Genomic DNA, 26,784 nt, shown 5'->3' on the forward strand with positions numbered 1-26,784 from the left:
CGTCGGCGGCGCAACCCTGGAGATCGTGAAGAGATATGTGGAGAACCAGCGCAACGTCTGACCAGACACCCAACCGCCTTGACGGCGAATGGGCTACCCCTGACCTGCTCCGCAGGGAATCCGATTCCTCCCCACGGCTAAAGCCGGGGGTTTCCACGGAGGCTTCTCGATGAAGCTGGAGTTCCTCAAGTGAAGCTGGAGTTCCTCACGTGAAGGACGTGCTGCCCGGTCTGGACGTCGTCGACGATCCGGACGTCCTGGAGAGCCTGAGCCACGATGACGCCGAGTGGGCGCCCTACGGCACACCGCTTGCGGCCGTGCGTCCGCGCTCCACCGAGGACGTACGCCGGGTGGTGGCCGCCTGCGCCGAACGGCGGATTCCGATCATCCCCCGCGGCGCCGGCACCGGGCTCTCCGGTGGCGCGAACGCGGTCGACGGGGCGATGGTCGTCGACCTCTCGAGGATGAACCGGATCGTCGCGATCGACGCGGAGAACATGACCGCGACCGTGCAGCCCGGTGTGATCAACGACGACCTGAAACGGGCCGTCGCCGAGCACGGCCTCTGGTACCCGCCGGACCCGGCCAGCGCGCCCTGGTCCACGATCGGCGGCAACGTCTCCACCAACGCCGGCGGTCTCTGCTGCCTGAAGTACGGCGTGACCCGCGACTACGTGCTCGGCATGGAGGCCGTGGTCGGTGGTCCGGCCGGCGGTTACGGCACGGTGGTCCGGCTCGGGCGGCAGACCACCAAGGGCGTCAGCGGGTACGACCTGGCCGGGCTCTTCACCGGCTCGGAGGGCACCTTCGGGGTGATCACCGAGATCACCGTACGGCTCCGGCCGGCCCGCCGTGAAGCGCCGCGCACCGTGGTCGGGGCGTTCGACAGCCTGGTCGCCGCGGGCCGGGCGGTCGCCGGGATCACCCGGGCCGGGCTGCTGCCCGCCGCCCTGGAACTGCTCGACCGGACCTGCCTGCGGGCCGTCGAACAGTGGAAGCACCTGGGCATCTCGGCGGACGCGGAAGCGCTGCTGCTGGCCCAGCTGGACACGCCCGGGCGGGCCGGGGACGACGAGGCGGCCGCGGTCGCCGCGGTGTTCGGGGCGGCCGGGGCGCTCTGGGCGGAGCAGTCGACGGACGAGGTCGAGGCGGACGCGCTCTTCGCGGCGCGGCGGCTCGCGTATCCGGCTCTGGAGCGGCTCGGTCCGGTGCTCACCGAGGACGTGTGTGTGCCCAGGTCACGCGTACCGGAGATGTTGCTGTTGATCGAGGAGATCGCGGCGCGACACGGTGCGACCATCGCGACGATCGCGCATGCCGGGGACGGCAATCTTCATCCGCTGATCCTGGCGCCCGCGGGTGACGAGGCGGCGAAGCGGGCGGCGCAGGGCGCGTTCGAGGAGATGCTGACCGCGGCGATCGGGATGGGCGGCACGGTCACCGGCGAGCACGGCGTCGGCCTGCTGAAACGCGACGGGATGCGGCAGGAGCTGTCGCCCGCCGTGCAGGCGATGCAGGTCGCGGTGAAGCGCACCCTCGACCCGCTGAACCTGTTCAACCCCGGCAAGGTGATCGGCTGAGGATCGCTACCCCGTCCGGTGGGCATCGGCGGTGTCGTGCGCTGGTTGTGCCCGCCGCCGCGGATTCCACGGGACAATGTGGTATGAGCGCATGGAAGATCCTGCTCGCCGCCGGACTACTCGTGGCTCCCGCGCCCGCGCCCGCGCTGGGCGCGACCGGCGGTGACACGCCGATCGCCGTCGACCGGCTCACGCTCAACGGTGACGCCGTCGTCGTCCGGACCGGGCCCGGTCATCGTCAGGTCCTGCGCCTGACCGGAGCCGATCATCGGCGGGCCGGTTCGGCGTGGCTTCCCGAGCGGATCGACCTGCGCGCGTCGTTCGAGACGCGGTTCGACGTGCTCCTGCACCACGGGCTCCAACATAACGGGTCCCAACATAACGGGTCCCAACATAACGGGTCCCGGCATAACGGGCAGATCGGCGCGGACGGGATCGCGTTCGTGTTGCAGGAATCCGGTCCGCGCGCGCTCGGCGGGCACGGCGGCGGCCTCGGATATCGTGGCCTTAATCGCAGTGTCGCCGTCGAATTCGACGACCACCGCAATGGCGACGATCCCGATGGTAATCATGTCGCTCTGGTGTTGGACGGTGATCCCGGTCGCCATCTCACGGTGACCGAGGCCGCTATTCCACTGTTCGGCGCGCCGTTCCAGGCCCGGGTGGCCTGGGACGCGCCCACCGGCGTTCTGCGGGTCTATCTGGGTGCCCCCGGTGCCGATTCCGCCCAGCTCGTCATCGACCGTGAGATCGACCTCCGCGAACGGCTGGGCGCGGATACCGCCTGGATGGGCTTCACCGGCGCAACCGGTGACATCGCCGCCAAGCAGGACGTTCTCTCCTGGTGGAGATAAGCCCCCGGCTCTCCTGGTGGAGATGAGCCTCCGGAGCGGAGCCGGCGTGATCAGGGCCGGCCCCCACTCCGCTACGAGCGCGTGCCTACGCTCAGCGCCACTGCTGGTCCGGCGCCGGCAGAACCTTCTTGGCCTTGCGGGCCTTCTTCTTCGGAGCCGCCTGGGGCAGTTCGGCCTGCTTCTTCGGAAGGATGTTGTTGATCGGCATGAGTCATGCCCTCTCTCTTGTTCCTCCGCCGTGCGGCGCTTGCAGGGAGAAAGCTATTCCCCGACATTGTCCGACCAATATGCGGAGCCTGGGAAAAAGCTCAACGAAAGCATTCCCATACGTGACTGACCCCATCCACAATAGAATTCTTATAAGCCCATTCATCATTCTTTGACGCCGATCTGCTCGACCGGCGGAACCCTGAGCAGCCGGGCGACCGGCAGCACGGTCGTCGCCAGCGCCAGCACCGTGACGCCGCCCAGCACGGCGGCCCCGCCGAGCACGGGCACGTACGGCACCGGGTTCCCGGTCAGCGCCCGTACCACGCTGCTCAGCGTGAGCGCCGCGATCGACCCGCCGAGCACCACGGCCGTGCCGAGCAGCCCGGTCTGCTCCGCGTTCACCATCCGCCGAACCTGCCGCCGCGTCACCCCGGTCAGCCGCAGCAGAGCGAGCTCCCGGCGCCTGGCGAGAGCGGCCATCACCATGGTGTTGGCCGCCGCGACCACGGTGTACCCGACCATCACCCCGATCAGCAGCCGGTTCAGCCAGGCACTGAGCGCCAGATCCCGGGCCAGCCCACCGGTCAGCGTGGCGGTGTCGGCGAGCGTGCTGCCCGGATGCGCGGCGGCCACCGCTCGCAGCCCGGCGTCGGCGCTCGCCGGGGCGCTGATCAGGATCTCGTCGTCCAGGTTCGTCGCGGTGTGCCCGGCGACCGTCGCGAGCGGCAGGACCACGTCGCCGAACCCGAGCCCGCGCCGGTAGATCGCCACGATCCGGGTCTGCACCGCGGTGCCGTCACCGAGCCGCATGTCGACCGTGTCGCCCAGGTCCCAGCCGAACATCGACGCCTGGCTCGCCGAGACCGCGGCCGTCCCGTCGCGCAGATCGGCGAGACTGCCCTCGCGGACGCCGAGGTCGATCACCGCGGCGAGCGTGGCCGGGTCCACCGCCCGGGCCGCAACCGCCTCGCCGTCGCCCATCAGCGGGACGATCACCGTGGTGTGCCGGACCGGGGAGACCGCGCGCACCGCGGGGACCGCCCGCAGCCCGGCCACCGCCGAGCCGGGCAGACCCGCGGGCGCGATCAGGGCCCGGGTGGCGAGCAGCCCCTCCCGGCTCTGGGTGACCGCCGCGCGCTCCAGGTTGTTCTGCAGGAACCAGACCGAGCCGCCGAAGCCGACCGCCAGCACCAGCGAGGTGAGCACGGTGGCCGTGCCGCGCGCGCCGGCCCGCAGGTTGGCCGCCGCGAGGTAGCCGCTGCTCCCGAAGACCGCGCGCAGCACCGGCCCGAGCAACCGGGCCGCCGCGTGGTTGATCCACGGCGCCAGCAGCGCGACGGCGAGCACGAACAGGTAGAGCATCCCGAGGGCCGCGCCCATCGCGGTCTCCCCGCTCGCACCGACCGCCGCGATCGCCGCCGCGGCACCGGAGCCGAGCGCGACGAACCCGCCGATCAGGCGCTTCCGGCCGCCGCCGGTGGGCTCGGCCGCCGCCTCGCCGAGCGCCTCGGCGGGCCTGATGCCGGCGATCCGGCGCGCGGCCAGCAGCCCGGCGAGCACCGCCGCGAGCAGCACGGTCCCGAAGGCCGCGGGTGCCGCGATCGCACCCGGCAGCATCGGGAACCCGGCGGGCAGGAAACCACGACCGGTCAGCTCCCCGGCCAGCCACCGCGCGGCCGCCAGCCCGCACGGCACCCCGATCGCCCCGGCGACCACGCCGACCAGCGCCGACTCCATCATGATCATCCGGCGGACCTGGCCGGGCGTGGCCGCGACGGCCCGGACCAGCGCCAGGTCGCGCCGGCGGTGGCGGACCGAGAGGCCCACGGTCGCGGCCACCACGAAGACGATCAGCAGCAGCACGTAGCCGCCGAACGACCCGCCGATCTGGACCAGCAGCGCGGCCGCCGCCCGGTCCGCCGACCGCTCGGCGAGTCCGCTCTCCGCGCCGGCCAGCACCCGGGCGTCCCCCGCGACCCGGGCGATCGCGGCGCGCAGCTGCCCGAGGTCGGCGCCCGGCCGGGCGATCACCCCGATCGCACTCACCGCTCCCGGGTGCGGCGCCAGGGCCGCGGCCCGCGCGTCGCTCCAGAAGACCGTGGCCGTCCCGTTCCCGGTCACGAGGCCGCTGATCGTGTACGCCCGGGGCACTCCCCCGGCGACCAGCTCCACCCGCCCGCCGACGGTCAGTCCGGCGCCGGTGGCCGTGTCCAGCACGACCTGATCGTCTCCGGTCGGTGCCGCGCCCTCGACCAGCCGGTAGGGCGTCAGCCCCGCACTACCCCAGCCCCGCCCGGACGCCGTCGTCCCCGCCGCCGTCACGACCGGGACGCCCTGATCCCCGGCGACGCTCCCGACGCCCGGCAGCCGCCGGATCTCGTCAACCAGAGCGGCGTCGACCGTCCCGCCCTCGGGCAGCGCGACCGTGCTCTCGTAGACCTCCCCGTCGAACTCCCGGCTGGTGAACGTGGTGTCCGGTCGCGCCACGACCAGATCGGCGGCCGCGTACCGCACCGGCGCCGGGTGATATCGCAGACCGGATTCGACCAGGATGCCCATCGCGGTCAGGATCAGCGCGCCGAGTGCGAGCGCCAGCAGCGTCGCCGCGGACGATCCGGGCCGGTGCCGCAGCATCCGCATCGCCAGCGCCGTCATCGCGCGGCCCCCTCGACCGGGGCGGGACGACGGCCGAGGGCGGCCAGCCGCTCGGCGATCCGCTCGGCACCGGGCTGCGGCGTGTCGTGCACGATCCGCCCGTCCGCCAGCACCATCACCCGGTCGGCCCAGGAGGCCGCCACCGGGTCGTGGGTGACCATCACGACCGTCTGCCCGTGCTCGTCGACCACCCCGCGCAGCAGCGCCAGCACCTCGGCCGCGGTGGTGCTGTCCAGCGCCCCGGTCGGTTCGTCACAGAAGATCACTTCCGGTCGCGAGGCGAGCGCCCGGGCGATCGCGACCCGCTGCTGCTGTCCACCGGAGAGCGCCGACGGCCGGTGCCGCAGCCGGTGCCCCAGCCCCACCCGCTCGATCACCCGGGCGATCCACTCCCGATCCGGCCGGGTCCCCGCGAGGCGCAGCGGGAGCACGATGTTCTCCTCGACGGTGAGCGCCCCGATCAGGTTGAACGCCTGGAACACGAACCCGATCCGCCCGCGCCGCAGCTCGGTCAGCTTGGTCTCGGAGAGCCGGGACAGCTCGGTCCCGCCGATCCAGACGGCGCCCCCGGTGGGCCGGTCCAGTCCGGCCGCGCACTGCAGCAGCGTGCTCTTCCCGGAGCCGGACGGCCCCATCACCGCGGTGAAGGTCCCCCGCCCGAACTCGGCGTCCACCCCGGCCAGCGCCCGCACCGGCTCCCCGTCCGCCGGGTAGAGCCGGGTGAGCCCTCGCACCCGCACCGCGGGCTCGCTGACGTCCTGATAGTCGACGGGCATGCGCCTGTGCCTCTCCCTCTTCTCGGCGCGCTCACGAGAACGAGCGCGCACCGAGAAGTCTTCTCAGCACGGGCCCGCCGGACTACCGGGCAGGCTGGTCAATCCGGGTAGGGCAGGCCCTACCCGGGACCGGGGGTCAACCCCAGATAGCGCAGCACGGCGATCACCCGCCGGTCGGCGCGGTCGTCCGGGGCCAGGCCCAGCTTCGCGAAGATCCGCCCGATGTTCTTGTGCACCGACCCCTCGGTGATCACCAGCTTCTCGGCGATCGCGGCGTTGCCCAGACCCTCCGCCATCAGCGCGAGGACCTCCCGCTCCCGGGGACTGAGCGGGGCCAGCGCGTCGTCCGGCCGGGAGCGGGCGAGCAGCTGCGCGACCACCTCCGGGTCGACCGCCGTACCGCCCCCGGCCACCCGGTACAGGGCGGTGAGGAACTCCTCCACCCTGCCGACCCGCTCCTTCAGCAGATAGCCGAGCCGTGCGGACCCGCGTGCCAGCAGGTCGGTGGCGAACGCCGGTTCGACGTACGCGGAGAGAACGAGAACGGCGATGCCCGGCCGCCGGCGACGTGCCTCGGCCGCCGCCCGGACCCCCTCGTCGGTGTGGGTGGGCGGCATCCGCACGTCGACGATCGCGACATCCGGCTCGTACTGATCGATCGCGGTCAGCAATTCGTCCGGCGTGCCCGCCGTGGCGACCACCTCCAGACCCTCCGCGCGCAGCAGCAGCGCCAGGCCCTCGCGGAGCAGGGGGTCGTCCTCGGCGATCACGATCCGCACGGCAGCTCCACGTCGATGGTCGTCGGCCCACCGGGTGGGCTGGTCAGTCGGAATCGGCCATCGTAGGCCGCCACCCGCCGCCGGATACCGCCGAGCCCGGACCCGCCGTCCTCCGCCGCGCCGCCGCGCCCGTCGTCGGTGATCGACAGGCTCAGGCGGTCCCCGGCGCGCCGCACCAGCACCGTCGCCGACGTCGCGCCGCTGTGCCGGGCGATGTTCGTCAGCGCCTCGGCGACCACGAAGTAGGCCGTCGCCTCGACCGATACCGCACAGCGGCCGGGCACGTCGACGTCGAGGGTGCACGGCACCGCGCAGCTCGCGGCCAGCCCCGCGAGCGCGCCGGCCAGGCCACGGTCGTCGAGCACCGGCGGCAGGATGCTCCGGACAACCCCGCGCAGCTCGGCGAGGGCCTGCTCGGTGGCGTCCTGCGCACGGTCCAGGAGGTCGCCGGCCGCGTCCGGGTCGCGGTCGGCCGCGCGCCGGGCCGCCCCGATCAGCACGGTGACCGCGACCAGGCGATTCTGCGTCCCGTCGTGCAGGGCGCGCTCGATTCGGCGCAGCTCGGCGGCGTGCGCGTCCAGGGCGGCGGCGCGGGTGGCGGTCAGCTCGGCGACGCGGCGGGAGAGGGAGCCGCCCAGCAGCCGGCGCCCCGGGTACGCCTGCAACCACGCGAGCACCGGACCGAGAACGATCGTCAGGACGGCGAAGCCCACGCCGGTCAGCACCACCGCGGCCACGTCCGCCGGTTCGTCGACGCGCCACCAGATGACGCCGGGACCGCCCTGCTCCGGGTCGAGGAACCGGTACCAGAGCGGGAAGGTGACGTCCTCCACGACGTACACCGGAAGAGTGATGCCGACCGCGCCCAGCAGAAAGCCCACCGTGCCGTGCAGAATCAGCCAGACGATCTCCTGGCGGGCGCTGCCGGACCCCGCGACGGCGAGCCGGGCGCGTTCCCGATCGGCCACCGCGTGCGCCGCCCGGCGCACCGTGGGCAGCAGGCGGAAACCCACGCCGACCAGGCACGCGACGCCCACGAGAAGCGTCCAGAGCAGGACGCCCAGGGCCAGGATCCCGGTACCGAGCCCACTGACGACGATCTCCAGGGCATCGACGCCCCGCCGAATGGTCCGTAACGGCACCCCGAAAGGGTAGGCCGAAAATCATCACTTTGATCTTCAACCTCTGCGAACCCTGCTCCCGTACTGGGAGGCAGATATTTGCACACCGAGTGCGAATACATGGAGAGGGGTATCGATGTCTACGAGGAGGTTCCACAAACCGACCGGCCGCACGTCGCCGCGGAAGCGGATCGCACTGGCCGGAGCCGTCGCCGCCGTGGTGGCGGGCGCCATGTTCGTCGTACAGAACAGTTTCGCCGCAACGATCCCCGGCTTCGGATCCCGCCGGGCCGCCACCGCGACGCCGAGCCTGCCGGGCTTGAGCTTCCCGTCGATCGGCGGGCGCACGAACGTCGCCTCGACCGGCGACGCCGCCGGGAACTGTCCGGATGCGCACATCATCGTCACCCGCGCGTCGACGGAGGCGCCCGGCACCGGCATCATCGGTTCGCTGGCGACGGCCGTCACCCGGGCGAGCGACCAGACCATCACGGTCGAGGCGACGGACTATCCGGCGCTGCTCAACCCGTACCCACCGAGCGTGGCGGCCGGCACCCGTGAGCTCACCTCCCAGCTCACCACCGAGGTCGCCAACTGCCCGAACACGAAGATCGTGATGATGGGTTACTCCCAGGGTGCCCACGTGATCGGCGACGTCCTGGCCGGCACCGGCCGCGTCACCGGCTTCACCCAGGCCGACGCGGTATCGACCGACGTCACCGACAGGGTGGTCGCGGTCATCCTGATGGGCGACCCTCGATACGTCCCCGGCAAGTCCTTCAACGCCGGCACCTCACGCACGAAGGGCCTCTTCGCTCGCGGCGAGGACGCCTCCCTCGACGCTTTCGCCGACCGCACCCAATCCTACTGCGACACCGGCGACACGTTCTGCGCCAGCGGCGCCAGCGTAGCCGTCCACTTGAGCTACACCCAGAAATACAACAACGACGCCGAGGACTTCATCCTCTCCAAGATCGGCGGCTGACCCCCACCCCGCGTCACGTCCGGGCCGCGATTCCCCTCGCGGTCCGGACACTCCTATCGTACGCGGCCCCCCAGCCCTCAACCGCGTCAGTCCCCGCCCCCACTCCCCCCGAACCGACCCCGCTCCGCGCTCCACCGAGCACAAGCACTTCCCTCCACTCTCCACTGGCGCCGAGGGATGTGCCTCGACGCTCCCCAACACACCCCTGGTCCCCCCGCACCCGCCCTCCTGGCTGGCGTTGAGGAGTGCCTCGACCGGTCGGCTGGCGCTCCGGGGTGCGTCAAAGCGGCGGGCTGGCGCTCCGGGGTGTCTCAGGCGCTCCGAGAGACCCGTGAACGCCAGCCGCGCCGGGAAAGCTGGCACCCAGAGGTCACTCAAGCCCGCCGAGACACCCCGGAACGCCGGCCACGAAGATCATCCCCACGTTCCTGAGGCACCTGCCCAACGACGACGCACGCACCCGGTTCACCTCGGGGAACGCGGCCGCCCTCGTCGGCATCACCCTCTGACGACAAGCGTGTCATCTAACGCTTAATGGACATTTATGGCGATACTACATCGGTGACGCGACGTCGTTTCGCTCGCGATGCGCTGCTCGGCGTCGTGCTGACCTACCTCGGCGTGCTCTCCGTGGCGATGGCTGACAGCGTGGAGCGCGGCACCCACGTGGCCGGTGTCGTGACGCCGTTCACCGCGCTGATCAGCCTCACGCTGAGCATCGTGGCGCTGGTACCGGCGGCGCCCGCCGAACCGCCCGTCGCAGCGATCGCCGACGACCTCGCGGCGACCGTCGAGGCCGAGTGGCTCGACGAGGTGGCGGCGCGGGGTCTTCGGCAGCCGGGCGTCCTCCCGCTCTCCTGGTCCACGGTCCACACCGGGGTGAGCGACCCGGGATGCGCCGGCGAGCACGCGAGGCTCCGGCTGGACGGCCGGATGGCGGGTGACTTCGCCACGGTCGTCCAACAGCTGGCGCGGGGATTCCAGGCCGTACCCCTCAACCGGATGGTCATCCTGGGCGAGCCGGGCGCGGGCAAGACCGTACTGGCGATGCTGCTGACCGTCGGGCTCCTGGGCCTGCGCGACACCGGCGGGCGTACCGCGGTGCCGGTCCTGCTCACCGCGTCGACCTGGGACCCGGTCGCCGACTCGATGGACGACTGGATCGTCCGGGTGGTCGCGCAGACCTACTACGACGGCGTGGAACGGCTGCCCCGCAAACTACTCGGCCGGGGACTGCTGCTGCCGATCGTCGACGGGCTGGACGAGATCCCGGAGTCGTCCCGCCAGAGCGCGGTACGGGCGATCAACCGCGCGATCGGCGCCGACCGCCCCATCGTGGTCACCTGCCGGTCGGCCGAGTACACCGACGTCATCGCCGGTGGTGCGCCGACCCTGCGACGGACCCCGGTGGTCGAGGTGTCCCGCCTGGCCGTGGACGACATCGCCACCTATCTCGGCGCGATCGACTGGCCGGAGCGGGTGAGCTGGGCACCGGTGCTCGCCGCGATGCGGGCCGGCGACGAGGGCCCACTGCGAACCGCGCTGAGCACACCGCTGATGGTCTCGATCGCCCGCCGGGTCTACGCCCGGACCGGCGACCATCCATCGGAACTACTCGACCGGAACCTCTTCGACAGCCGCTTCGCCGTCGAGGACCATCTCCTCGACCGTTTCCTGATCGCCGCGACCACCCCGGGCGGCGACGGACACCGCTGGACCTGGAACCCGGCACGGACATCCCACTGGCTGACCTACCTGGCGCGCTACCTGCACCGCCACGGCGAGCGGGACCTGGCCTGGTGGCGCATGGCCGACCGGCTGCTACCCCGCTGGGCCGGTACGGCCGTGGCCCTGGGCCCCGCGCTCATCGTCTTCGGCGTGATGTGGGGGCCTCTCGCCGCCGCGACCAGGATGGACATCATTCTGTACGTGGTCCTGATGTTCGCCGTTCCGTCCGGTGCCCTGACCGGCGCGGTGTGGTACGCCTCCACCGGCCGGACGCCCGGTCGGCTGGCACCGGCCCGCCGGGGTTCGCTCCGCCGTCTCGCCCGTGGCTTCGGCCTGGGCACCGCCCTGTCCGGGATGATCGCGATCCCGGTGCTCGTCGCCGCCGGCCTCGCGACGGCGGCGTCCCCGCATGGCCTGGCGAGTTGGCGCGACTATCTGTGTGTCCTGTTCCTCCTGCCCACGATCGTTCTCCTCTTCGGCGTCGTCTTCGCGCTGCAGAGCTGGCTGACCTCCGCACCGGGCCAATCCGGACGGGCCGGGCCCTCGGCGACGCTCCGCAGCGACCGGACGGCGTCCCTGGTCGGCTCCGCGATCACCGGCACGGTGTTCGGCGCCCTGCTGCTGGTCGCCATCGCGCTCGCGTTCGCCGTGGCCTCTCTTCTCTTCGAGCTGCGTGCGGGCTGGCCGAGCACACTGGGAGTCCCCGACCGGATCAGGTGGGCGGGACCGACCTACGAACTGCTCGAGGCGACCGCGGACACGAGAGCCCTCTATTTCGCGCTCGGCGGCGGGGTCTACGCGTTGCTGAGCCTGATCGCCACGGCGTGGTTCCGCTTCCTCGTCACGCGCGGGGTCCTCGCGGCCGGTGGCCGGATCCCGCTGCGTCTCATGGCGTTTCTCAGCGACGCGCGCGCCGCGGGTCTCCTACGGCAGTCCGGCGGCGTCTACCAGTTCGCCCACGCCCGGCTGCAGCAGCGGCTCGCCACGCGTCAACCGGCGGCCGGACCGCGACGCGAGCCGACCCGGACCCGGACAACGATCCGCCGTACCAGCATCGTCGGTGTGACGATCGTGAGCCTGGCGGTCGCTGTACTCGCCGTGCCACACGACGCCAGCCGGATGTCCGTCCCGGTCCGGATGGGCTCTGGTGACCTCTCGTTCAGCCCGGACGGACGGGAGATCGTCGGCCTGGTCGAGCAGGGCGTTCGCATCTGGCCACGGGGCGGAAGCCCACGGATGGTCCGCCTCTCCGACGAGGTGCGGTTCCTCGAGGGTCTCGCGGCCCATGGGGCGTACGTCCTCGGGTTCACGCCGGACGGGCGGGCGGCGATGTGGAACAGCCGGAACGGCCGCATCGTCGACTCCCAGCGGATCGGAGCGGATACGGTGGCACGCCTGAGCGATGCCGACATCAGCGACGAGAGGACCGCTGTCGCGGCATTGATCCAAGATGATCAACTGCTCGTGTGCCGGTTCGGTCTCCGGCGGGGTTGCACGACCCGAAACCTCGAAGGCCGTGTCGACGCCGTCGCCATCAGCGGCGACGGACGAACGACCGCGGTGGTGTCGAATTCCAGCGGAACGGTGTTCGGTCCGCTGGGGCCGGTCACCCTCGACAGGGAGACCGGCAGATTCGCCTCCATCCAGGACATCGCGCTCAGCCCGGACGGGCGGTGGTGCGTGGTGAGGGACGACTACCGGATCGAGGTCTATCAGACCAGGGACGGGACGTCCCGGTGGACCACTGATCTCGCCGGCCCGGACAGCTGGGGAGTCAGCGAGAGCGTCGTGAAGTTCAGCCCGGACGGCAGCGTCGTCATCGCCGCCGGTGGTGACGGCGCCCTCCATCGGTGGTCGACGAGCACCGGCCACTCGATCGGCCCCATCCTGTACGGGCACATGAGGCCGATCAGGGTCATCGCGATCAGCCCGGACGGCGACGAGTTGGCGACCAGCGACGACGTCTCGCTGCGGACGTGGTCGACCGGCTACCCGGCGGAAGGGTACGGCGGTCGCGGTAACCCGTAGCGCTCGCGCAGCGTCGTTCGGTGTAGGTCGTTCGGAAGAGACCCGCCGTCGCGACTTCTGAACCAGGGAGAGGCCGGTGCTGTCATTCATGAGATTGCTCCGACTGCTGCGAAACCGAGGGTGAGGTCGGCGATGAGGTCCTGTACGTCCTCGATGCCGGCGGAGAGGCGGATCAGGCCGGGCGAGATCCCGCTCGCCACCAGCTGCTCCGGGTCAGTTGTCCACGATCAGCGGTACGCCGGCGGTCGCGGAGATCGGGGTCGCGCGGGCGCCGGTGGCCGGATCGGGCGCGGCGCCGGCGTGCACTTGGAGGTGTCGAACCCCCAGCCGGAGCTTGTCATCGGACCAAAAATTTCACTGCCCCTATAGTGTTTGTGGGTTATATCTGGTGGCTACCGACGAACGCGTCGACGAGAGTTGCCAGCTCAGCGGGGCACTGCTCCTGCACGTTGTGCACGGAATCGATCTCTTCGATGCGTGCGGACGGCACCCGCTCGGCGAACTCGGCGACCACCTCGGGCGGCAGGTAGCCGTTGGTCGCCCGGACCAGCAGCACCGGCACGGTCGTCCTCTCCAGTGCGGGCCAGAGCCCGGTGAAGTCGCGCGGCAACCGCTCGGCGGCGTCCGCGGGGGCGCTGCCGAAGTGGTGCTTGAAGATCACTTTGCCATCCTCGCGGATCCGGGTGTTGTAGTACACGCCGCGCTCGAGCGCCGGTCCCGGCTTCGCGATGCCGGTCGCCACCGCGAGCGCGGAGATCTCCTCGCGCGAGGAGAAGACCAGCGGCCCGGAGAGGAACGAGCGCACCTGCTGGGCGTCCTGCTCCCGGATACCCGGCGAGACGTCCACGATCACCAGCCCGGTGACCAGGTCCGGCCGCAGCCCGGCGACGGCGATCGCGGTCAGCCCGCCGAGCGACTGCCCGACCAGCACCTGCGGACGGCCACCGGCCAGCTCACCGATCGCGGTGGCGACGGCCGGCGCGATCGTCGCCGGGGCGTAGTCGAAGTCGTCGCGCCAGGCCGAGTCGCCGTGCCCGGGCAGATCCAGCGCCAGCGCCGGACGGCCCAGCGCCTCGATGGTGGCGTCCCAGGTGTGCGCGTTCAGCCCGCCACCGTGCAGGAACGTCACCTCGGGCGCGTCGCCCCAGACGAGCGCGTTGATCAGGCCGTCGGCGGTGGTGACAGTCATTGCAATCCTTCTCGTACGGAGGTGATCCGCTGGGTGTTGAAGCCGAGCCAGTGCATCCGGCCGAGGAAGCGGGCGTGTTCGATCTTGAGGCACCGGTCGACGACCACCGAGAGCCCGCCGTCGACCGCGATCCGGGTGCCCTCCTCGTTGATCACGCCGAACTGGCACCAGAGCGAACCCACGCCGATCGCCACCGCCTCGCGCGCGATCCCCGGCAGCGCGTCAGGCGCCCGGAACACGTCGACCACGTCGACCGGCTCGGGCACCTCGGTCAGGCTCGGATAGCTGCGCTCGCCGAGGATCTCGGTCTCCCGCGGGTTGACCGGGATGATCCGGTAGCCGTGCCGCTGGAGGTAGTACCCGACGAAGTGGCTGGCCCGCAGCTCGTTGGCGGAGAGCCCGACGACCGCGACGGTACGCGCGGTATGGAGGACACGCTGGATCGTGCTGGTGTCCTGGTACTCCTCCACCCAGCTCATCGGCGGCCCTCCAAGGCTCGTTCCAGGTCCCAGATCAGATCGTCGGCGCTCTCGGTGCCCACCGACAGGCGCACCGTGCCCGGGCCGACGCCCGCGGCGCGCAGTTCGTCGTCGCTGAGCTGCCGGTGCGTGGTGCTGGCCGGGTGGATGATCAGGCTCTTCGCGTCGCCGACGTTGGCCAGATGCGACCAGAGCGTGACGCCGCGGATCAGATCCTGCCCCGCCTCGCGCCCACCGTCCACACCCTCGACGTCGAACGTGAAGACGGCGCCCGGGCCGAGCGGCAGATACTTCTCGACGAGCGGACCGTACTTTCCGCCGGGCAGTCCGGGATAGGTCACGTTGGTGGCGCGCGGGTGCGCGTCGAGGAACGCGGCGACCCGGCGGGCGTTCGCGACGTGCCGCTCCATCCGCAGCGACAGCGTTTCGAGGCCCTGCAGGAGGAGGAACGCGTTCAGCGGCGCCAGGGTTCCGCCGAGGTCACGCAGGGTCTCGGCGCGCAGCTTCATGAGATAGCCGTACGTTCCGAAGGTCTCGTGGAACGTCAGACCGTGGTACGCCGGGGAGGGCTCGGCGATCACCGGGAAGCGCCCGTTGGACCAGTCGAACGTGCCGGCCTCGGTGACCACGCCGCCGATGCTGGTCCCGTGCCCGCCGATGAACTTGGTCGCCGAGTGCACCACGATGTCGGCGCCCCACTCGATCGGCCGGCACAGGTACGGCGTCGCGAACGTGTTGTCCACGATCAGCGGGATCTCGTGCTCGTGGGCGATCCCGGCGACCGTCTCGATGTCCAGGACGTTCCCGGCCGGGTTGCCGATCGTCTCGCCGAAGAACGCCTTGGTGGCCGGCCGGACCGCTCTCCGCCACGCTTCGGGATCGTCCGGATCGACCCAGGTCAGGTCCACGGTCATCTTGCGGAACAGGTGTTTGAGTTGGTTGACCGTGCCGCCGTAGAGCGCGGACGAGGCGACCACGTGGTCTCCGGGCTGCAGCAGGGTGAAGAACGCGGCGGCCTGCGCGGCGATCCCGCTGGCGAACGCCACCCCGCCGGCGCCGCCCTCCAGGTTCGCGATCCGCTCCTCGAAGACCGCGACGGTCGGGTTCATGATCCGGGAGTAGGTGTTGCCGTACTCCTGGAGGTTGAAGTACGCGGCCGCCGACTCCGGGTCCTCGAAGACGTAGCTGGTGGTCTGGAAGATCGGCACCGCGCGGGCGCCGGTGTTCGGCTCGGGACGCTGCCCGGCGTGCAGTTGCCGGGTCTCGAAGCCGAACTCGTGGTCGTCGCTCACCGTCATCCCTCCAGGAATTGTTTGACGATCGGGGTCTGGCGGGCCTCTTCGAGGAGGAAGCAGTCGTGCCCGTAGGGGGACTCGATCAGGTGATATTCGGATCCTTCTATATTGTTTGCCATCTCCTCCGAGCCCGCCGGCGGATAGAGCCAGTCCGAGCTGAACGCGATGAGCAATGTCCGGGTCTTTATTGATTCAAGATCTTTGACGCTGAAGTACGTGAGCGCCCTCGACAGCACCAGATAGGTGTTCGCGTCGAACCGCTTGACGAACTGGGCGGCCTGATGATCCAGGTAGCTCTCGATCGCGAACTCCGGCTCGGTGAACGTGTACCGGATCCCGCCGTCGTTCTGCAGGCGCCGGCCGAACTTCTCGGCCAGGCCCGGCGCGGACAGGTAGGTGATGTGCCCGATCATCCGGGCCACGCCCATCCCCGCGTCCGGCGTACGCCCGGTGCCGTAGTAGTCGCCGCCCTGCCAGCCCGGGTCCCGCATGATCGACTCGCGGGCGATGGCGTTCCAGGCCACCCCCTGCGGCTGGAGCGCGTGGGTGGAGGCGATCACCACGATCGCGTCCACCCGATCGGGGTACGCCATCGCCCATTCGAGTGCCTGCATGCCGCCGAGGGAGCCGCCCGCGACCGCCGCCACGCGATCGATGCCGAGCGCGTCCAGGAAGGCACGCTCGCAGCGGACCATGTCGGCGACGGTCAGCACCGGGAAGCGCGAGCCGTACGGGCGGCCGGTCTCGGGGTCGGTCGAGGAGGGGCCGGTGGTGCCACGGCAGCCGCCGAGCAGGTTCGTCGAGACCACGAACCAGCGGTCCGTGTCGAACGCCTTGCCGGGCCCGATCATGCCGTCCCACCAGCCCAGACCGCTGGGGTAGCCCTCCCGGGTGCCCTCCTCGGGCGATGCCGCCGCGACGCCGGCCGCGTGCGCGTCGCCGCTGAGCGCGTGGCAGACCAGGATCACGTTGTCGCGGGCCGCGTTCAGGGTGCCGTAGGTCTCGTACGCGACGGTCACCCGGGGCAGCACCCGCCCGCAGTCGAGCGGCAGTGGCCCGGGGAGATCCAGATACCGCGTCTCCACAGTGCCGATGTCTCTCATAGCTCTTCGAAGTTAGGGCAGCTCCGGGCTATTGTCTAGCAACCCGATGGGTATTGTGGATCTCCATGCGACGAGGAAGGATCACCGCCCATGACCACCATTGATAACGGAGTCAACGTCCAGGCGCTGCTCGACGCGCGCGAAGCACTCAAGGGTGCGCCGGAAGCCGCCCGGTTCACCTGGCGGGCCACCTCCACGTGGGAGAAGGGCGTACACAGCACCACCCGGGTGGAGAAGTTCTTCGGCCTCGGCCAGGAGCAGACCCACAAGAGCGAGTCGGTCTTCCCCGCCGACCACCCGGAGGTGTTCGCCGCCGAGGACCAGGGCATCACCCCGATCGAGTATCTGCTGGTCGGCCTCGCCGGCTGCCTGACCGCGGGTGTCGCCTCGGTCGCCCAGAACCGGGGCATCAAGCTGCACTCGGTCGAGTCCACCGTCGAGGGCAACCACGACATCCGGGGCATCCTCGGCGCCGACAGCGACGTGCGCAACGGCTACAACGACATCAAGGTCACCTTCCACATCGACGCGGACGCGTCCAAGGAGGAGATCGAGGCGCTGGTCGCCCAGTCGCAGAAGCGCTCGGCGGTCTACGACGCGCTGACCAACCCGACCGACGTCACGGTCACCGTCGCCTAGGTGAACGCTCCCCACACGGTCGTCGTCGGCGCCGGGCACGCCGGCCTGGCCGCCAGCCACTTCCTCACCGCGCACGCGATCGACCACGTCGTACTGGAACGCGGCGAGGTGGCGAACTCCTGGCGGACCGAGCGCTGGGACTCGCTGCGGCTGCTCACGCCGAACTGGCAGACCCGGCTGCCGGGTCAGGCGTACGACGGCCCGGACCCGGACGGCTACATGACCGCCGGCGAGGTGGCCGCGTTCATCGGCCGCTTCGCCGTGGGTGCGCCCGTCGTCACCGGCGCCGAGGTCACCTCGATCCGCCGCGACGACGACGGCTATCGGATCGTCTCCGGTCAGGGCGCCTTCACCAGCCGATCGGTGATCCTGGCCGGCGGCGCCTGCAACCTGCCGGTGGTCCCCGCGTTCAGCACGGCCGTGCCCTCGCCGGTCCATCAGGTGACGCCGCTCGGCTATCGCGGACCGGGCTCGCTGCCGGACGGCGGGGTGCTGGTGGTGGGCGGCTCGGCGACCGGCGTGCAGATCGCGGCGGAGCTGCGGCGGGCCGGGCGGCACGTGGTGCTCTCCACCGGTGAGCACGTCCGGCTGCCCCGGCTGCACCGCGGGCGCGACGTGCTCTGGTGGATGGACGCCGCCGGCGTGTGGGACCAGCGGTACGACGAGGTGGACGACCTCACCCGGGCCCGCCGCCTGCCGTCACCACAGCTGGCCGGCACCCCGGAACGCGCGACGCTGGACCTGAACACGCTGCTCGGGCTCGGCGTCGAGGTGGTCGGGCGGTGGGCTACCGTACGGGACGGGTGGGCGCTCTTCTCCGGCGGCCTGCGCAACGTGTGCTCGCTCGCCGACCTGAAGATGAAGCGGCTGCTGGCCACGTTCGACGCATGGGCGGGCGTCACCGATCCCCCGGTGGAGGTGGAGCCGACCCGGGTCCCGGCCACCCCACGGCTCCGGCTCGACCTGGGCGGCGGTGAGATCGGCACGGTCGTCTGGGCGACCGGGTTCCGGCCGGACTACCGCTGGCTGGACGTACCGGTCCTGGACGAGAAGGGCCGCCTGCGCCACGAGGGCGGCGTGGTCACCGGCAGCCCGGGCCTGTACGCGCTCGGCCTGCCCCTGCTGCGCCGCCGCCGCTCGACCTTCATCAGCGGTATCGAGGACGACGCCGCCGCGATCGTCGCCCACCTGGCCGCCCAGCCGGTCCGGCTCAGGTAGCGCTGCGGTAGGCGACACCGTGCGCGTCGGCACAGTGCGGGTCGGCGGGGCGCGCGATCTCCGCGTGGTCCACCTGCAGCGTGCTGTGGGTGATCCGGTGCCGGGAGCGCAGCAGCTCCTCGATCCGGGCGCGGGCCGCGTGGCAGTCGCCGCCGGGCCGTACCAGCACGTGCGCCGAGAGCGCCGGCTGACCGGAGGTGATCTGCCAGACGTGCAGGTCGTGCACCTCCACGACGTCCCCGGTCGCGGCGATCTCCGCGCCGAGCGCCGCCGGGTCCAGCCCGGCCGGCGCCGCCTCCAGGAAGATCCGCCCGGACTCGCGGACCAGCGCCAGCCCGGCCTTCACCATCAGCGCGACCACGATCAGGGTGGCGATCGGGTCGGCCCGGGTGAACCCGGTGGTCACCATGATCACGCCGGCGATCGCGGTGGCGATGAAGGCGTACAGGTCGTTGAGCACGTGCTGGAACGCGCCCTCGACGTTGAGGCTGCTCCGGTTCGCCCGGCTCATCGCCCAGGCCGCGCCCACGTTGACCACCACGCCGACCAGTGCGGTGATCAGCACCAGCGAGCCGGTCACCGCGGGCGGGTCGATCAGCCGCTGCACCGCCTCGATGCCGAGCCAGACCGCGAGGATCAGCATGGTCAGGCCGTTGGCCTGCGCGGAGAGGATCTCAGCCCGTTTGAGACCGTACGTGTATCCGCCCCGTGGCTGCCTCGCCGCGAGCCGCATCGCGATCAGCGCGAGCACGATGGCGCCCGCGTCGGTGAGCATGTGCGCCGCGTCCGAGAGCAGCGCGAGCGACCCCGCGATCAGCCCGACCACGACCTCGCCGAGCATGAACACCCCGATCAGAGCGAGCGCGACGGTCAGCCACTTCCGATCGGTCTCCGCCGACACGCCGTGATCATGCCCGCCGTGCCCATGCCCGTGCCCGTCATGGTCGTGCCCGTGCTCGCCCGCCATCCCTCGACCCTCCCTGACATATGCGCTCATCGCAATAATTGCACATCGACGGGATACCCGGGCGTGTCAGGTTCCCGCCCATCCCTCGTCGCCTTCCCCTCGTAGCCCGCCCGCGCGGGCCGTCAGGCCACCGCGCGCTCCGTTCTGCCGCGCGTGGCGGACAGCGCCGCACCCACCGCGACCAGCACCGCGAGGGCCGCGAAACCCCCGTCCAGGCCGGCCGGCACGGCCACCCCCGCGACCAGCAGCGGCCCACCGGCGTCGCCCAGCTCCCGCCCCAGCTCGGCCGCGCCCATGGTCTGCCCCAACCGCTCGGCCGGGGTGCCCGTGGCCAGCGCCGCGAACCCCAGCGGCGTGATCAGCCCGGTACCCACCCCGATCAGCGCCGCCCCGGCGAGCAGCCCCGCGACACCCGGCAGCGTCGCCGCCGCGAGTCCGGAAGCGGTCAGTCCCAGCCCCACCGTCAGCCCGGTCCGGGTGGTGAGCCGCCCGTCGTCGAGCGCCCGCCCGGCCCGCGGCTGCACGATCGCCGCGCAGAGGGCGAGCACCGACACCGCGGCGCCCGTCGCGACCGTGCCCAGCCCGTCGCCACGCCCGGCCACCGGCAGGAAACCCACCCCGGCCGAGAGCGCGGCGGTCGCGGCGGCCAGCGCCGCGGTCGGCCCGAGGAACGCCGGAGCGCTCAGCCGGCGGGCCAGGTCGAGGACGGTCTGCCGGGTCCTGGGCAGCGGCGGTACGGCCGGGACCGCCGTCAGCGCCCAGACCGCGACCACGGCCGCGAGCACGGTCAGCACCGTGAAGAGCAGCCGCAGCCCACCGGCCCAGACCAGCAGCCCACCGAGCAACGGGCCCAGGGTGTACCCGATCGACTTGGAGAACCCGTACGACCCGAACGCCCGCCCGTGCTTCGCCGCAGGATTCAGCCGGGCGACCAGCGCGGACGCGGACGGCGAGAACGCGGAGGCCGCCGCGCCCTGCCCGAGCCGGGCCGCCCAGAGCCAGCCGGGGCTGTCCGCGACCACGTAGACCGCGGAGGCCAGCGCGAACGCCACCAGCCCGCCGAGCAGCAGCGGCCTGGCCCCGATCCGGTCCGCGAGACTCCCGAAGACCGGTTTGAGCAGCACCTCCGCCCCGTCGTAGAGCGCGAGCAGCCCGCCGAGCACCAGCAGCGAGGTGACCGCGTCCCCGGAGAACCCGCCCAGGTTCGCCGCGATCGCGTGCGCCCCGAACGCGGTGGTGAACCCGGCGGCGTAGAGCGGCCACATCCGCCGCGCCGCCGGCGGAGTCCCGTGGTGGAGTGTCTCGACCATGCCCTCATCGTGCCGGAATCGACCGCGCTCCATGGGGCCCTGTGAATGATCACTTTCGTGGGCGACGGCCGTCACAATTCCCGGCTTTCGCCCGATTTTCCACAGCCTCCGCCGATAACTTCGGTATCGGAAAGTCAATGGATCATCCGGCCGCCAGCCGTCTGTGAGAAAGCCGTGTTGTTGCTCCACTCGCTCGTCGCGTCCCCCAGTCCGCTCACCGTCGTCGTCATCGGTCTCGTGCTCTGCGCCGTGATCGCCACCGTCCTGCGCCGCAAGGTCCGGCCCGCCCTCTCGGCCGTCTGCCGCGCCGTGCTCACCCGTCTGCGACCGCACCTGCCGTCCTGGCTGGAGCGTTCCGCGCGGCGGTGCCGGACCATCGTGGAGCCGTCCACCGTACGGTCGGTGCTGGTGACCGCGGCGGCCGCCGGGATCGCGTGGACCGCCGCCGAGACGCTGCATCTGGCCGGCTCGGTCACCGCGGCCGTCTCCGCCGTGCTGTCGGTGCAGATGAGCACGTACGCGTCGATCCGCGAGGGTGCCCAACGGCTGATCGGCACGCTGGTCGGGATCGCCATCACGGTCGGCGTGTGGGGTGTGTTCGGGCTCAGCCCGTGGACGATCGCGGTCATCGCCGGCGGCGGGCTCGCGGCCGGGCGGATGCTGCGCCTCGGCGACGGCGCGGTCACCGTGCCGCTCACCTCGCTCGGCATCATCGTCGCGGGCAGCGCGGTCACCGAGAACTTCGTGTGGCAGCGGGTGGTCGCGACCGCGCTCGGCATCGTGGTCGGCGCGATCCTGTCGCCGCTGGTCGCCGGCGAGACCCCGCTCGAACGGGCCCGCCGCAACCTGGCGCACCTCTCCGACCGGATCGCGGCCCTGCTCGGCGAGCTCGGCACCGGCGTCGGTTCCGGGTACGACCGTGACCAGGCCGCCCACTGGCTGGCCCGGTCCCGCGAGCTGACCGAGGACCTCGAGGACGCGGTGACCGCCGTCGACGACCTGGCCCGCCAGGCGCGCTGGTCGCTGACCATGTCCACCGCCCGGGTGATGCCGCTCCAGCAGACGTTGCGCGCCCTGGAGCACGGGGTCCAGCAGGTCAACTCGGTGGCCCGCTCGATGTTCGACGCCGCCGCCACGCCGCAGGGCACCCGTGTCCCGGAGGAGATCGGCCAGGTGCTGACCGCCGCGGCGGACGCGTTCACCGCGCACGCCACGCTGGTCGCCGACGCTCGCGCCGACGCCACCCAGGACGCCGGCAACCTGCACGAGCTGCTCGACGGCCTCCGCCAGGCCCGCCGCCGTACCCTGCGCACGGTCCGTACCCAGGTCGACGACACCGGCGTCCTGGTCCTGACCGGCTCCATCATCACCGACATCGACCGGATGGCCGGCTCGCTGTCCCTGTCGGCACCCGCCCTGAACGTCGGCGTCCGCGAGCCCTCCCCGGGCATCCCCGCGGTCTCCGACGTCCTCCCGGCGGTCCGCCTGATCTGGGAGAAGGCCGTCCGCCCCACCGAGAAGACCCTGATCCGCCACTGACCACCACGCCGTCACTGACCACCACGCCGTCACTGACCGCCACGCCGCCGTTGACCGCCACGCCGTCTCCGGTCACCCCGGCGCGGCAGTCCCGGTCCTGGCTGGTCCTCACGGGTGCCTCAGGCCCGCCGATGCACCCGTGAGGACCAGCCAGGAGCGGGGGCGCGCTGCGGCCGGGAGTGGGCACGGGATCGCGCAGGCGGGCGGCGGGTACGGTCAGGGGGTACGGGCGCGGGTGGCCCGGGTGAACTGATCGTCCCAGCGGCGGGGGAACGGGAGCATCACGTGCTTCGGGCGCCAAGGGGCCAGCTGGCGGACCGCGTTGAAGCCGGCCGCCGTGAAGATGCGATCGGCCCGAGGGAACAGCGGGGCCGCCGGGTAGACCGACAGGTGGTCGACGTTCGGGGGCGGCGCCGGCGGCGGGTGCGGGGAGACCAGGAGAAGACGGCGATCGCCTCTTTCCAGGGCAGAGCATTCGGATGCGTACGATAAAAGCTCGGTGATCTCGGTGAGCGGACCGGCGTGGGCGACCAACCACCGGTCCTGTGCAAGAACGGACAGCGGCTCGGCGACGGGTGGGTCCGTGAGGCGCAGCGGGGCTATCGAGCCGGAGATGCTCGCCAGGAACGCGTGGTGCGGCGGGGTCAGCTCCTCGACCGTCCAGGTCTGGTCGAAGTGCAGCGGGGCGGCGGGCGTCAGGGTGCGGTAGGCGTCCCACCTCAGCAGGCGGGCCAGGTGGACGAGCCGGGTGCCGGGCGAGACGGCCGACGCGTTCAGCTCGCCGTTGAGGCCGAACGGGAAAGCGTCGATGACCAGGATCGATGGGCGCAGGGACGGCAACGCCGCCGCCGGGAGGACCCGGTGCGGGCCCAGGACGCGCGGGTCGGCGGTGAACGGGGACGTGGTCAGGATCGTGGCCGGCTCGCCCGGGTGGCACGTGTGCAGGTAGGCGCGGATCCTCGTCAGGTGGCCGAGGCCGCCGCCCTGGGCGTAGCAGACGATCACCGCAGGGTGGCCAGGACCTTCAGGTACGACTCGGTCTCGGCGCCGACGCCGAAGTGGGTGCGCACCCGGGTCGCGGCGGCGTCGCCCATCGCGGCCAGCTGATCGTTGTCGGCCACCGCGGCCTGGTGCAGGGCGGCGCGACAGCCGTGCGGGTCGCCGGCCGGGAAGCGGAAGCCGATCTGCGGGGTGACCAGGTCGGCGAGCCCGCCGGCGTCCGAGGCGAGCAGTGGGATGCCGAGCGCGGCGGCCTCCAGGGCCACGTTGGGCAGGCCGTCGTAGAAGGACGGCAGCGCGATCAGGTCGCAGGCGGCGTAGATGCTGATCAGCTGGTACCGGTCCTGGAACGGCATGGTGGTCTGCGCGACCTGCGGGTGCGCGGCGAGCCACTCGTCGAGGCCGGGCTCCAGGTCACCGGCGAGGACCACGTGGAAGCGGTCCGCGTGCCGGGTGGCGACCAGCGACTCCAGGAAGTGGCGTACGCCCTTCTTGCTCTTCAGATGCCCGACCAGGCCGATCGTGCGCCGGGCCGGGTCGACGTGCCCGGCGCGCCAGGCGGCGGCCTGCTGGCGTTCGGAGGGCAGGATCTGCCACTCGGTGGTGTCGATCCCGTTCGCCACGAAGGTGACCGGCGTCGCCGGGGCGAGCGCCTCGACCAGGGGTTTCGTCGAACTCGCGACCACGCAGACGTGGGCCGACGCGCGCAGCGCCTCCACGACGACCGGCTGGCGGCGCAGGGAGAACACGCCCGTGTCGAAGTCGTTCCCGCGCAGCAGTGTGACCAGCGGCAATCCGGCCCAGGCAGCGTAGATCGGTGCGGCTAAAAGCGGATAAGTGCCGCCAAACGCAACAATAGCGTCGTATCCCGAAATCTCGCCAGAAAGCGTCGTCCACAGCGACCGCAGCGCGTGCTCGGGATCATCCGTGAGCGCCACCGTGCCGGGGATCGGGCGCCGGGACAGGTGCACCACGTTCACGTCGACGCCGGACTGCCGCAGACCCCGGACGATCCGGTCGCAGGAGTTCGCCATCCCGCCCGGGTTGGGCGGATAGTTCTCGGTCAGCCAGAGAAGGCGCATCAACTGTCCACCAGCGCGTCGTTCCCGTCGTCCAGATAGTCCTGCTGGGCACCGGCGTTCGGATCGAAAGCGGACCGGTCGAACGCGTCGAACAGGTTGTACCACCCGGCGTCCTCGTACTCCTGCGACGCCCGGTACCGCTGGGCCCGCCGGCGGTACGCGGCCGCCGCGGCGGGGTGCCCGTACCGGCCGTTCGCCGCCGCGCACTCCGGGCAGAGCCCGCCCTCGGTGACGTGGTCCGCGCAGAGGGCCCGCCCGCACGACGGGCACCCGGCCACCGCCATCTGCCCGCACTTACCGAGCGTGAAGAAGCCGGTGGTAACCGCACAGGGGGTCATCGTTCCTCCACGGAGGTCCAGCGGAACGGCTCGGTGGCCACGGTCAGGATCCGGTCGAGCTGCTCCTGCGGCGTGCCCGGCATCCGGTCCAGCTTGGCGCCGGCCAGCACACAGCGCCGCTCCCCCTCGCGCACGAAGACCTGGATCCAGCGTGGCGGCGCGGTGGACGGCACCCGCCCGGCGTCGCCCTTGGGCAGCTTGCGCCGGACCTTGATGGTCTGGACCAGCTTGATCTTCCGCTTCGACTTCAGCTTGCCGCGGGGGTTGCGCTTCGCGATCTTCCGGGTACGCCGCCGGTCGGCGACCACGATCTCCAGCACACTGCCGTCGCGGAGCTCGGCCCGCATCCGCAGCCACGGGTCGACGGTCCACGTCTCGGTGACCGAGCGGATCGGCGGGCGCACCGGCAGATCCCGGGACGGCAGCTCCTTGCCGGGCGCGTCCGCTCCGCGCAGGTCGGCGAGGACCGCGAGCGTGCCGTCGGGGCCCAGGTCGGAGCAGACCTCGTGGAGCAGCGGGACCAGCACGTCGAGGGTCCGCGCCGGGAGCGCCCACTTACCGCGGGTCACCAGCCCCGCGTGCCGGTGGAGGCTGGTGATCAACTGGTGCCAGCCCGCGGCCGGGTACGTCGCGGAGAACGCCCGGTGCTCGATGAGTGCCTGGTGCAACGGGTGGAAGCTCGCGATGGCGGCCTTCTGCTCGCGCCAGAACATGATCGGAACCGTATCAGCGGGGGTCGACGTGGTCGTACACGGCGGCCAGCCGCGCGCGGACCTCGGCCCAGCAGAGCACGTCCTTCCGCGCCCGGTCCGCCAGGTCCCGGGCCGCGACCGGGTACTCCAGCAGCACCCGGATCGCGCGGGCCAGCTCGGCGGGCCGGTCCGGCGGGACCAGGCGGCCGTTCCCGCCCAGCGCCTCGCGGATCACCGGCAGGTCGGAGGCGACCACCGGGGTGCCCGCGGCCATCGACTCCCAGACCTTGATCGGGCTGCACCCCTGATCGAGGTTGCGCGGGGTGGCGGTCAGCGGCGCCACCGAGAGCGCGGCGTGCGCCAGCCAGGCGGCGACCTCGCCGTGCGGGAGCCGGTAGCGCCAGTGCACCCGGTCCTCGACGCCGAGGCGGGCGGCGAGCCGGTGCAGCGGGCGGGCCCGGCTCGGCGAGACCGACGAGCAGACGACCAGGGCGAGATCGGTCAGATCCGCGAGCCGGGCGAACGCCCGCAGCAGCACGTCGACGCCCTGCCAGGGTTGCAGCGCACCGACGTAGATCAGGTACCGGTCCGGGGCCCCGTCCGGGCGCGGCAGGCCGTCCGGGACCGGGTCGGCACCGTTCGGGACGTGGTGCACGCGATCCGCCGGGATGCCACGGCCGGTGATCGCCGCGCCGATGACCCGGGATGGGACCACGACGGCGTCCGCGTTCTCCAGACAGCGCCGCTCCAGGTCACGGATCTTCGCGAGGGTGGCGGGCGTGGCGAGCGGCCAGGAGTAGGGCAACTCGACCGAGGGCAGCCCGTTCGCCTCGTAGACGATCCGGCATGTCAGATCGAGCGCCGGGAGTGCGCCCCACGGGTCGCGGACGTGGCAGAGCCGCAGCGTGTCGCGGTGCGGGGCGAGCTGGGCGGCGACCCAGGCGGAGAACGCCTCGGCCCGGTCCAGCAGGTTCGGCACCACCTCGGCGAACCGGACGATCTCGACGCCGCCCTCGCGCTGGTAGGCCGGCAGCCCACCGCCACCGAGCACACAGAGCAGCCCGCTCTCGTAGCGGCCGAAGAGCTCCGCCGCCATGTGCCGGATGTGCACCGCCGAGCCCTTGCTCGACGGAAAGCGATCGAACGCGATGTAGGCCGCCTCAACCATGCCGCCACCCGGTCACCGCTATCCGCACAACCGGTCACTCTAATCGAGCC

Annotated in this window: 23 protein-coding genes; 7 read left to right on the forward strand and 16 right to left on the reverse strand. The window is 71.9% G+C overall.

Going from position 1 to position 26,784, the window contains the following annotated elements:
- Positions 1-209 precede the first annotated feature (209 nt).
- Positions 210-1,580, forward strand: a complete 1,371-nt coding sequence (locus AB0M08_RS32425; protein WP_364501572.1) for an FAD-linked oxidase C-terminal domain-containing protein — start codon at positions 210-212, stop codon at positions 1,578-1,580.
- 122 nt (positions 1,581-1,702) lie between these two features.
- Complete coding sequence (locus AB0M08_RS32430) at positions 1,703-2,434, forward strand: L-type lectin-domain containing protein (protein WP_364501575.1); 732 nt, start codon at positions 1,703-1,705, stop codon at positions 2,432-2,434.
- A gap of 372 nt (positions 2,435-2,806) precedes the next feature.
- Here AB0M08_RS32430 and AB0M08_RS32435 read toward each other — a convergent pair whose 3' ends face one another.
- From AB0M08_RS32435 to AB0M08_RS32450, 4 genes are all read right to left on the reverse strand, one after another.
- Entirely contained in the window at positions 2,807-5,299 is a 2,493-nt protein-coding gene (locus tag AB0M08_RS32435; RefSeq protein WP_364501578.1) for an FtsX-like permease family protein, read from the reverse strand.
- Complete coding sequence (locus AB0M08_RS32440; RefSeq protein WP_364501581.1) at positions 5,296-6,075, reverse strand: ABC transporter ATP-binding protein; 780 nt, start codon at positions 6,073-6,075, stop codon at positions 5,296-5,298. The genes AB0M08_RS32435 and AB0M08_RS32440 overlap by 4 nt, the downstream gene beginning before the upstream one ends.
- A gap of 119 nt (positions 6,076-6,194) precedes the next feature.
- Complete coding sequence (locus AB0M08_RS32445; protein ID WP_364501584.1) at positions 6,195-6,854, reverse strand: response regulator transcription factor; 660 nt, start codon at positions 6,852-6,854, stop codon at positions 6,195-6,197.
- On the reverse strand, positions 6,842-7,996 hold the full coding sequence (locus tag AB0M08_RS32450; protein WP_364501587.1) for a sensor domain-containing protein: 1,155 nt from the start codon (positions 7,994-7,996) through the stop codon (positions 6,842-6,844). The genes AB0M08_RS32445 and AB0M08_RS32450 overlap by 13 nt, the downstream gene beginning before the upstream one ends.
- 115 nt (positions 7,997-8,111) lie before the next feature.
- On the opposite strand from AB0M08_RS32450, the gene AB0M08_RS32455 reads away from it, so the two are divergent.
- Together AB0M08_RS32455 and AB0M08_RS32460 are read left to right on the forward strand one after the other, a co-directional pair.
- Positions 8,112-8,960, forward strand: a complete 849-nt coding sequence (locus AB0M08_RS32455) for a cutinase family protein (protein WP_364501590.1) — start codon at positions 8,112-8,114, stop codon at positions 8,958-8,960.
- Between the two features lie 561 nt (positions 8,961-9,521).
- Positions 9,522-12,716, forward strand: a complete 3,195-nt coding sequence (locus AB0M08_RS32460; RefSeq protein WP_364501593.1) for a hypothetical protein — start codon at positions 9,522-9,524, stop codon at positions 12,714-12,716.
- An 86-nt stretch (positions 12,717-12,802) separates the two neighbouring features.
- On the opposite strand, the gene AB0M08_RS32465 is transcribed toward AB0M08_RS32460, so the two are convergent.
- The 5 genes from AB0M08_RS32465 to AB0M08_RS32485 all read right to left on the reverse strand — a co-directional run bounded on the left by AB0M08_RS32465 (position 12,803) and on the right by AB0M08_RS32485 (position 16,782).
- Positions 12,803-12,916: a PLP-dependent transferase gene (locus tag AB0M08_RS32465; RefSeq protein WP_364501596.1), complete on the reverse strand. Its 114-nt coding sequence runs from the start codon at positions 12,914-12,916 to the stop codon at positions 12,803-12,805.
- A gap of 179 nt (positions 12,917-13,095) precedes the next feature.
- On the reverse strand, positions 13,096-13,905 hold the full coding sequence (locus tag AB0M08_RS32470; protein ID WP_364501599.1) for an alpha/beta hydrolase: 810 nt from the start codon (positions 13,903-13,905) through the stop codon (positions 13,096-13,098).
- A complete protein-coding gene (locus tag AB0M08_RS32475) occupies positions 13,902-14,384 on the reverse strand; it encodes a CoA-binding protein (RefSeq protein ID WP_364501602.1) in 483 nt (160 codons plus the stop codon). The genes AB0M08_RS32470 and AB0M08_RS32475 overlap by 4 nt, the downstream gene beginning before the upstream one ends.
- Positions 14,381-15,676, reverse strand: coding sequence for an O-acetylhomoserine aminocarboxypropyltransferase/cysteine synthase family protein (locus tag AB0M08_RS32480; protein WP_364501605.1), 1,296 nt, complete (start codon positions 15,674-15,676; stop codon positions 14,381-14,383). Before AB0M08_RS32480 ends, AB0M08_RS32475 begins: the two co-directional genes overlap by 4 nt.
- A gap of 2 nt (positions 15,677-15,678) precedes the next feature.
- Positions 15,679-16,782, reverse strand: a complete 1,104-nt coding sequence (locus AB0M08_RS32485) for a homoserine O-acetyltransferase (RefSeq protein ID WP_364501608.1) — start codon at positions 16,780-16,782, stop codon at positions 15,679-15,681.
- Between the two features lie 90 nt (positions 16,783-16,872).
- Between AB0M08_RS32485 and AB0M08_RS32490 the strand changes: the two genes are divergently transcribed.
- The gene (locus tag AB0M08_RS32490; protein ID WP_364501611.1) at positions 16,873-17,421 is read left to right on the forward strand and encodes an OsmC family protein; all 549 of its coding nucleotides are present in this window, start codon (positions 16,873-16,875) and stop codon (positions 17,419-17,421) included.
- Positions 17,422-18,639 (forward strand): NAD(P)-binding domain-containing protein, encoded by a 1,218-nt coding sequence (locus AB0M08_RS32495; protein ID WP_364501614.1) that lies wholly within the window; start codon positions 17,422-17,424, stop codon positions 18,637-18,639.
- Here the strand turns inward: AB0M08_RS32495 and AB0M08_RS32500 are convergent.
- Positions 18,632-19,540 (reverse strand): cation diffusion facilitator family transporter, encoded by a 909-nt coding sequence (locus AB0M08_RS32500; protein ID WP_364501616.1) that lies wholly within the window; start codon positions 19,538-19,540, stop codon positions 18,632-18,634. The genes AB0M08_RS32495 and AB0M08_RS32500 overlap by 8 nt on opposite strands.
- A 188-nt stretch (positions 19,541-19,728) precedes the next feature.
- Positions 19,729-20,916 carry an MFS transporter gene (locus tag AB0M08_RS32505; RefSeq protein ID WP_364501618.1) on the reverse strand — a complete coding sequence of 396 codons (1,188 nt, stop codon included), beginning with the start codon at positions 20,914-20,916 and terminating at the stop codon, positions 19,729-19,731.
- Positions 20,917-21,090: 174 nt separating this feature from the next.
- Here AB0M08_RS32505 and AB0M08_RS32510 point away from each other — a divergent pair, with 174 nt between their 5' ends.
- The gene (locus tag AB0M08_RS32510) at positions 21,091-22,455 is read left to right on the forward strand and encodes an aromatic acid exporter family protein (RefSeq protein WP_364501621.1); all 1,365 of its coding nucleotides are present in this window, start codon (positions 21,091-21,093) and stop codon (positions 22,453-22,455) included.
- Between the two features lie 216 nt (positions 22,456-22,671).
- On the opposite strand, the gene AB0M08_RS32515 is transcribed toward AB0M08_RS32510, so the two are convergent.
- The 5 genes from AB0M08_RS32515 to AB0M08_RS32535 are packed head-to-tail and all read right to left on the reverse strand — an operon-like array spanning position 22,672 to position 26,734.
- Positions 22,672-23,460 carry a hypothetical protein gene (locus AB0M08_RS32515; RefSeq protein WP_364501624.1) on the reverse strand — a complete coding sequence of 263 codons (789 nt, stop codon included), beginning with the start codon at positions 23,458-23,460 and terminating at the stop codon, positions 22,672-22,674.
- Positions 23,457-24,536 carry a glycosyltransferase family 4 protein gene (locus AB0M08_RS32520; RefSeq protein ID WP_364501627.1) on the reverse strand — a complete coding sequence of 360 codons (1,080 nt, stop codon included), beginning with the start codon at positions 24,534-24,536 and terminating at the stop codon, positions 23,457-23,459. Before AB0M08_RS32520 ends, AB0M08_RS32515 begins: the two co-directional genes overlap by 4 nt.
- Positions 24,536-24,874, reverse strand: a complete 339-nt coding sequence (locus AB0M08_RS32525; protein ID WP_364501630.1) for a hypothetical protein — start codon at positions 24,872-24,874, stop codon at positions 24,536-24,538. The genes AB0M08_RS32520 and AB0M08_RS32525 overlap by 1 nt, the downstream gene beginning before the upstream one ends.
- Complete coding sequence (locus AB0M08_RS32530) at positions 24,871-25,587, reverse strand: hypothetical protein (protein WP_364501633.1); 717 nt, start codon at positions 25,585-25,587, stop codon at positions 24,871-24,873. Before AB0M08_RS32530 ends, AB0M08_RS32525 begins: the two co-directional genes overlap by 4 nt.
- 13 nt (positions 25,588-25,600) lie before the next feature.
- Positions 25,601-26,734 (reverse strand): glycosyltransferase, encoded by a 1,134-nt coding sequence (locus AB0M08_RS32535; protein ID WP_364501636.1) that lies wholly within the window; start codon positions 26,732-26,734, stop codon positions 25,601-25,603.
- Positions 26,735-26,784 lie beyond the last annotated feature (50 nt).

The organism is Actinoplanes sp. NPDC051851, from assembly GCF_040681165.1.
Classification (GTDB): Bacteria; Actinomycetota; Actinomycetes; order Mycobacteriales; family Micromonosporaceae; genus Actinoplanes.

Bases quoted from the DNA above. Each gene is read 5' to 3' on its own strand.
- AB0M08_RS32485 (WP_364501608.1), bottom strand. From the start codon at position 16,782: ATGAGAGACATCGGCACTGTGGAGACGCGGTATCTGGATCTCCCCGGG.
- AB0M08_RS32530 (WP_364501633.1), bottom strand. From the start codon at position 25,587: ATGTTCTGGCGCGAGCAGAAGGCCGCCATCGCGAGCTTCCACCCGTTG.
- AB0M08_RS32525 (WP_364501630.1), bottom strand. From the start codon at position 24,874: ATGACCCCCTGTGCGGTTACCACCGGCTTCTTCACGCTCGGTAAGTGC.
- AB0M08_RS32455 (WP_364501590.1), top strand. From the start codon at position 8,112: ATGTCTACGAGGAGGTTCCACAAACCGACCGGCCGCACGTCGCCGCGG.
- AB0M08_RS32475 (WP_364501602.1), bottom strand. From the start codon at position 14,384: ATGAGCTGGGTGGAGGAGTACCAGGACACCAGCACGATCCAGCGTGTC.
- AB0M08_RS32470 (WP_364501599.1), bottom strand. From the start codon at position 13,905: ATGACTGTCACCACCGCCGACGGCCTGATCAACGCGCTCGTCTGGGGC.
- AB0M08_RS32505 (WP_364501618.1), bottom strand. From the start codon at position 20,916: ATGGTCGAGACACTCCACCACGGGACTCCGCCGGCGGCGCGGCGGATG.
- AB0M08_RS32490 (WP_364501611.1), top strand. From the start codon at position 16,873: ATGACCACCATTGATAACGGAGTCAACGTCCAGGCGCTGCTCGACGCG.
- AB0M08_RS32440 (WP_364501581.1), bottom strand. From the start codon at position 6,075: ATGCCCGTCGACTATCAGGACGTCAGCGAGCCCGCGGTGCGGGTGCGA.
- AB0M08_RS32435 (WP_364501578.1), bottom strand. From the start codon at position 5,299: ATGACGGCGCTGGCGATGCGGATGCTGCGGCACCGGCCCGGATCGTCC.
- AB0M08_RS32520 (WP_364501627.1), bottom strand. From the start codon at position 24,536: ATGCGCCTTCTCTGGCTGACCGAGAACTATCCGCCCAACCCGGGCGGG.
- AB0M08_RS32535 (WP_364501636.1), bottom strand. From the start codon at position 26,734: ATGGTTGAGGCGGCCTACATCGCGTTCGATCGCTTTCCGTCGAGCAAG.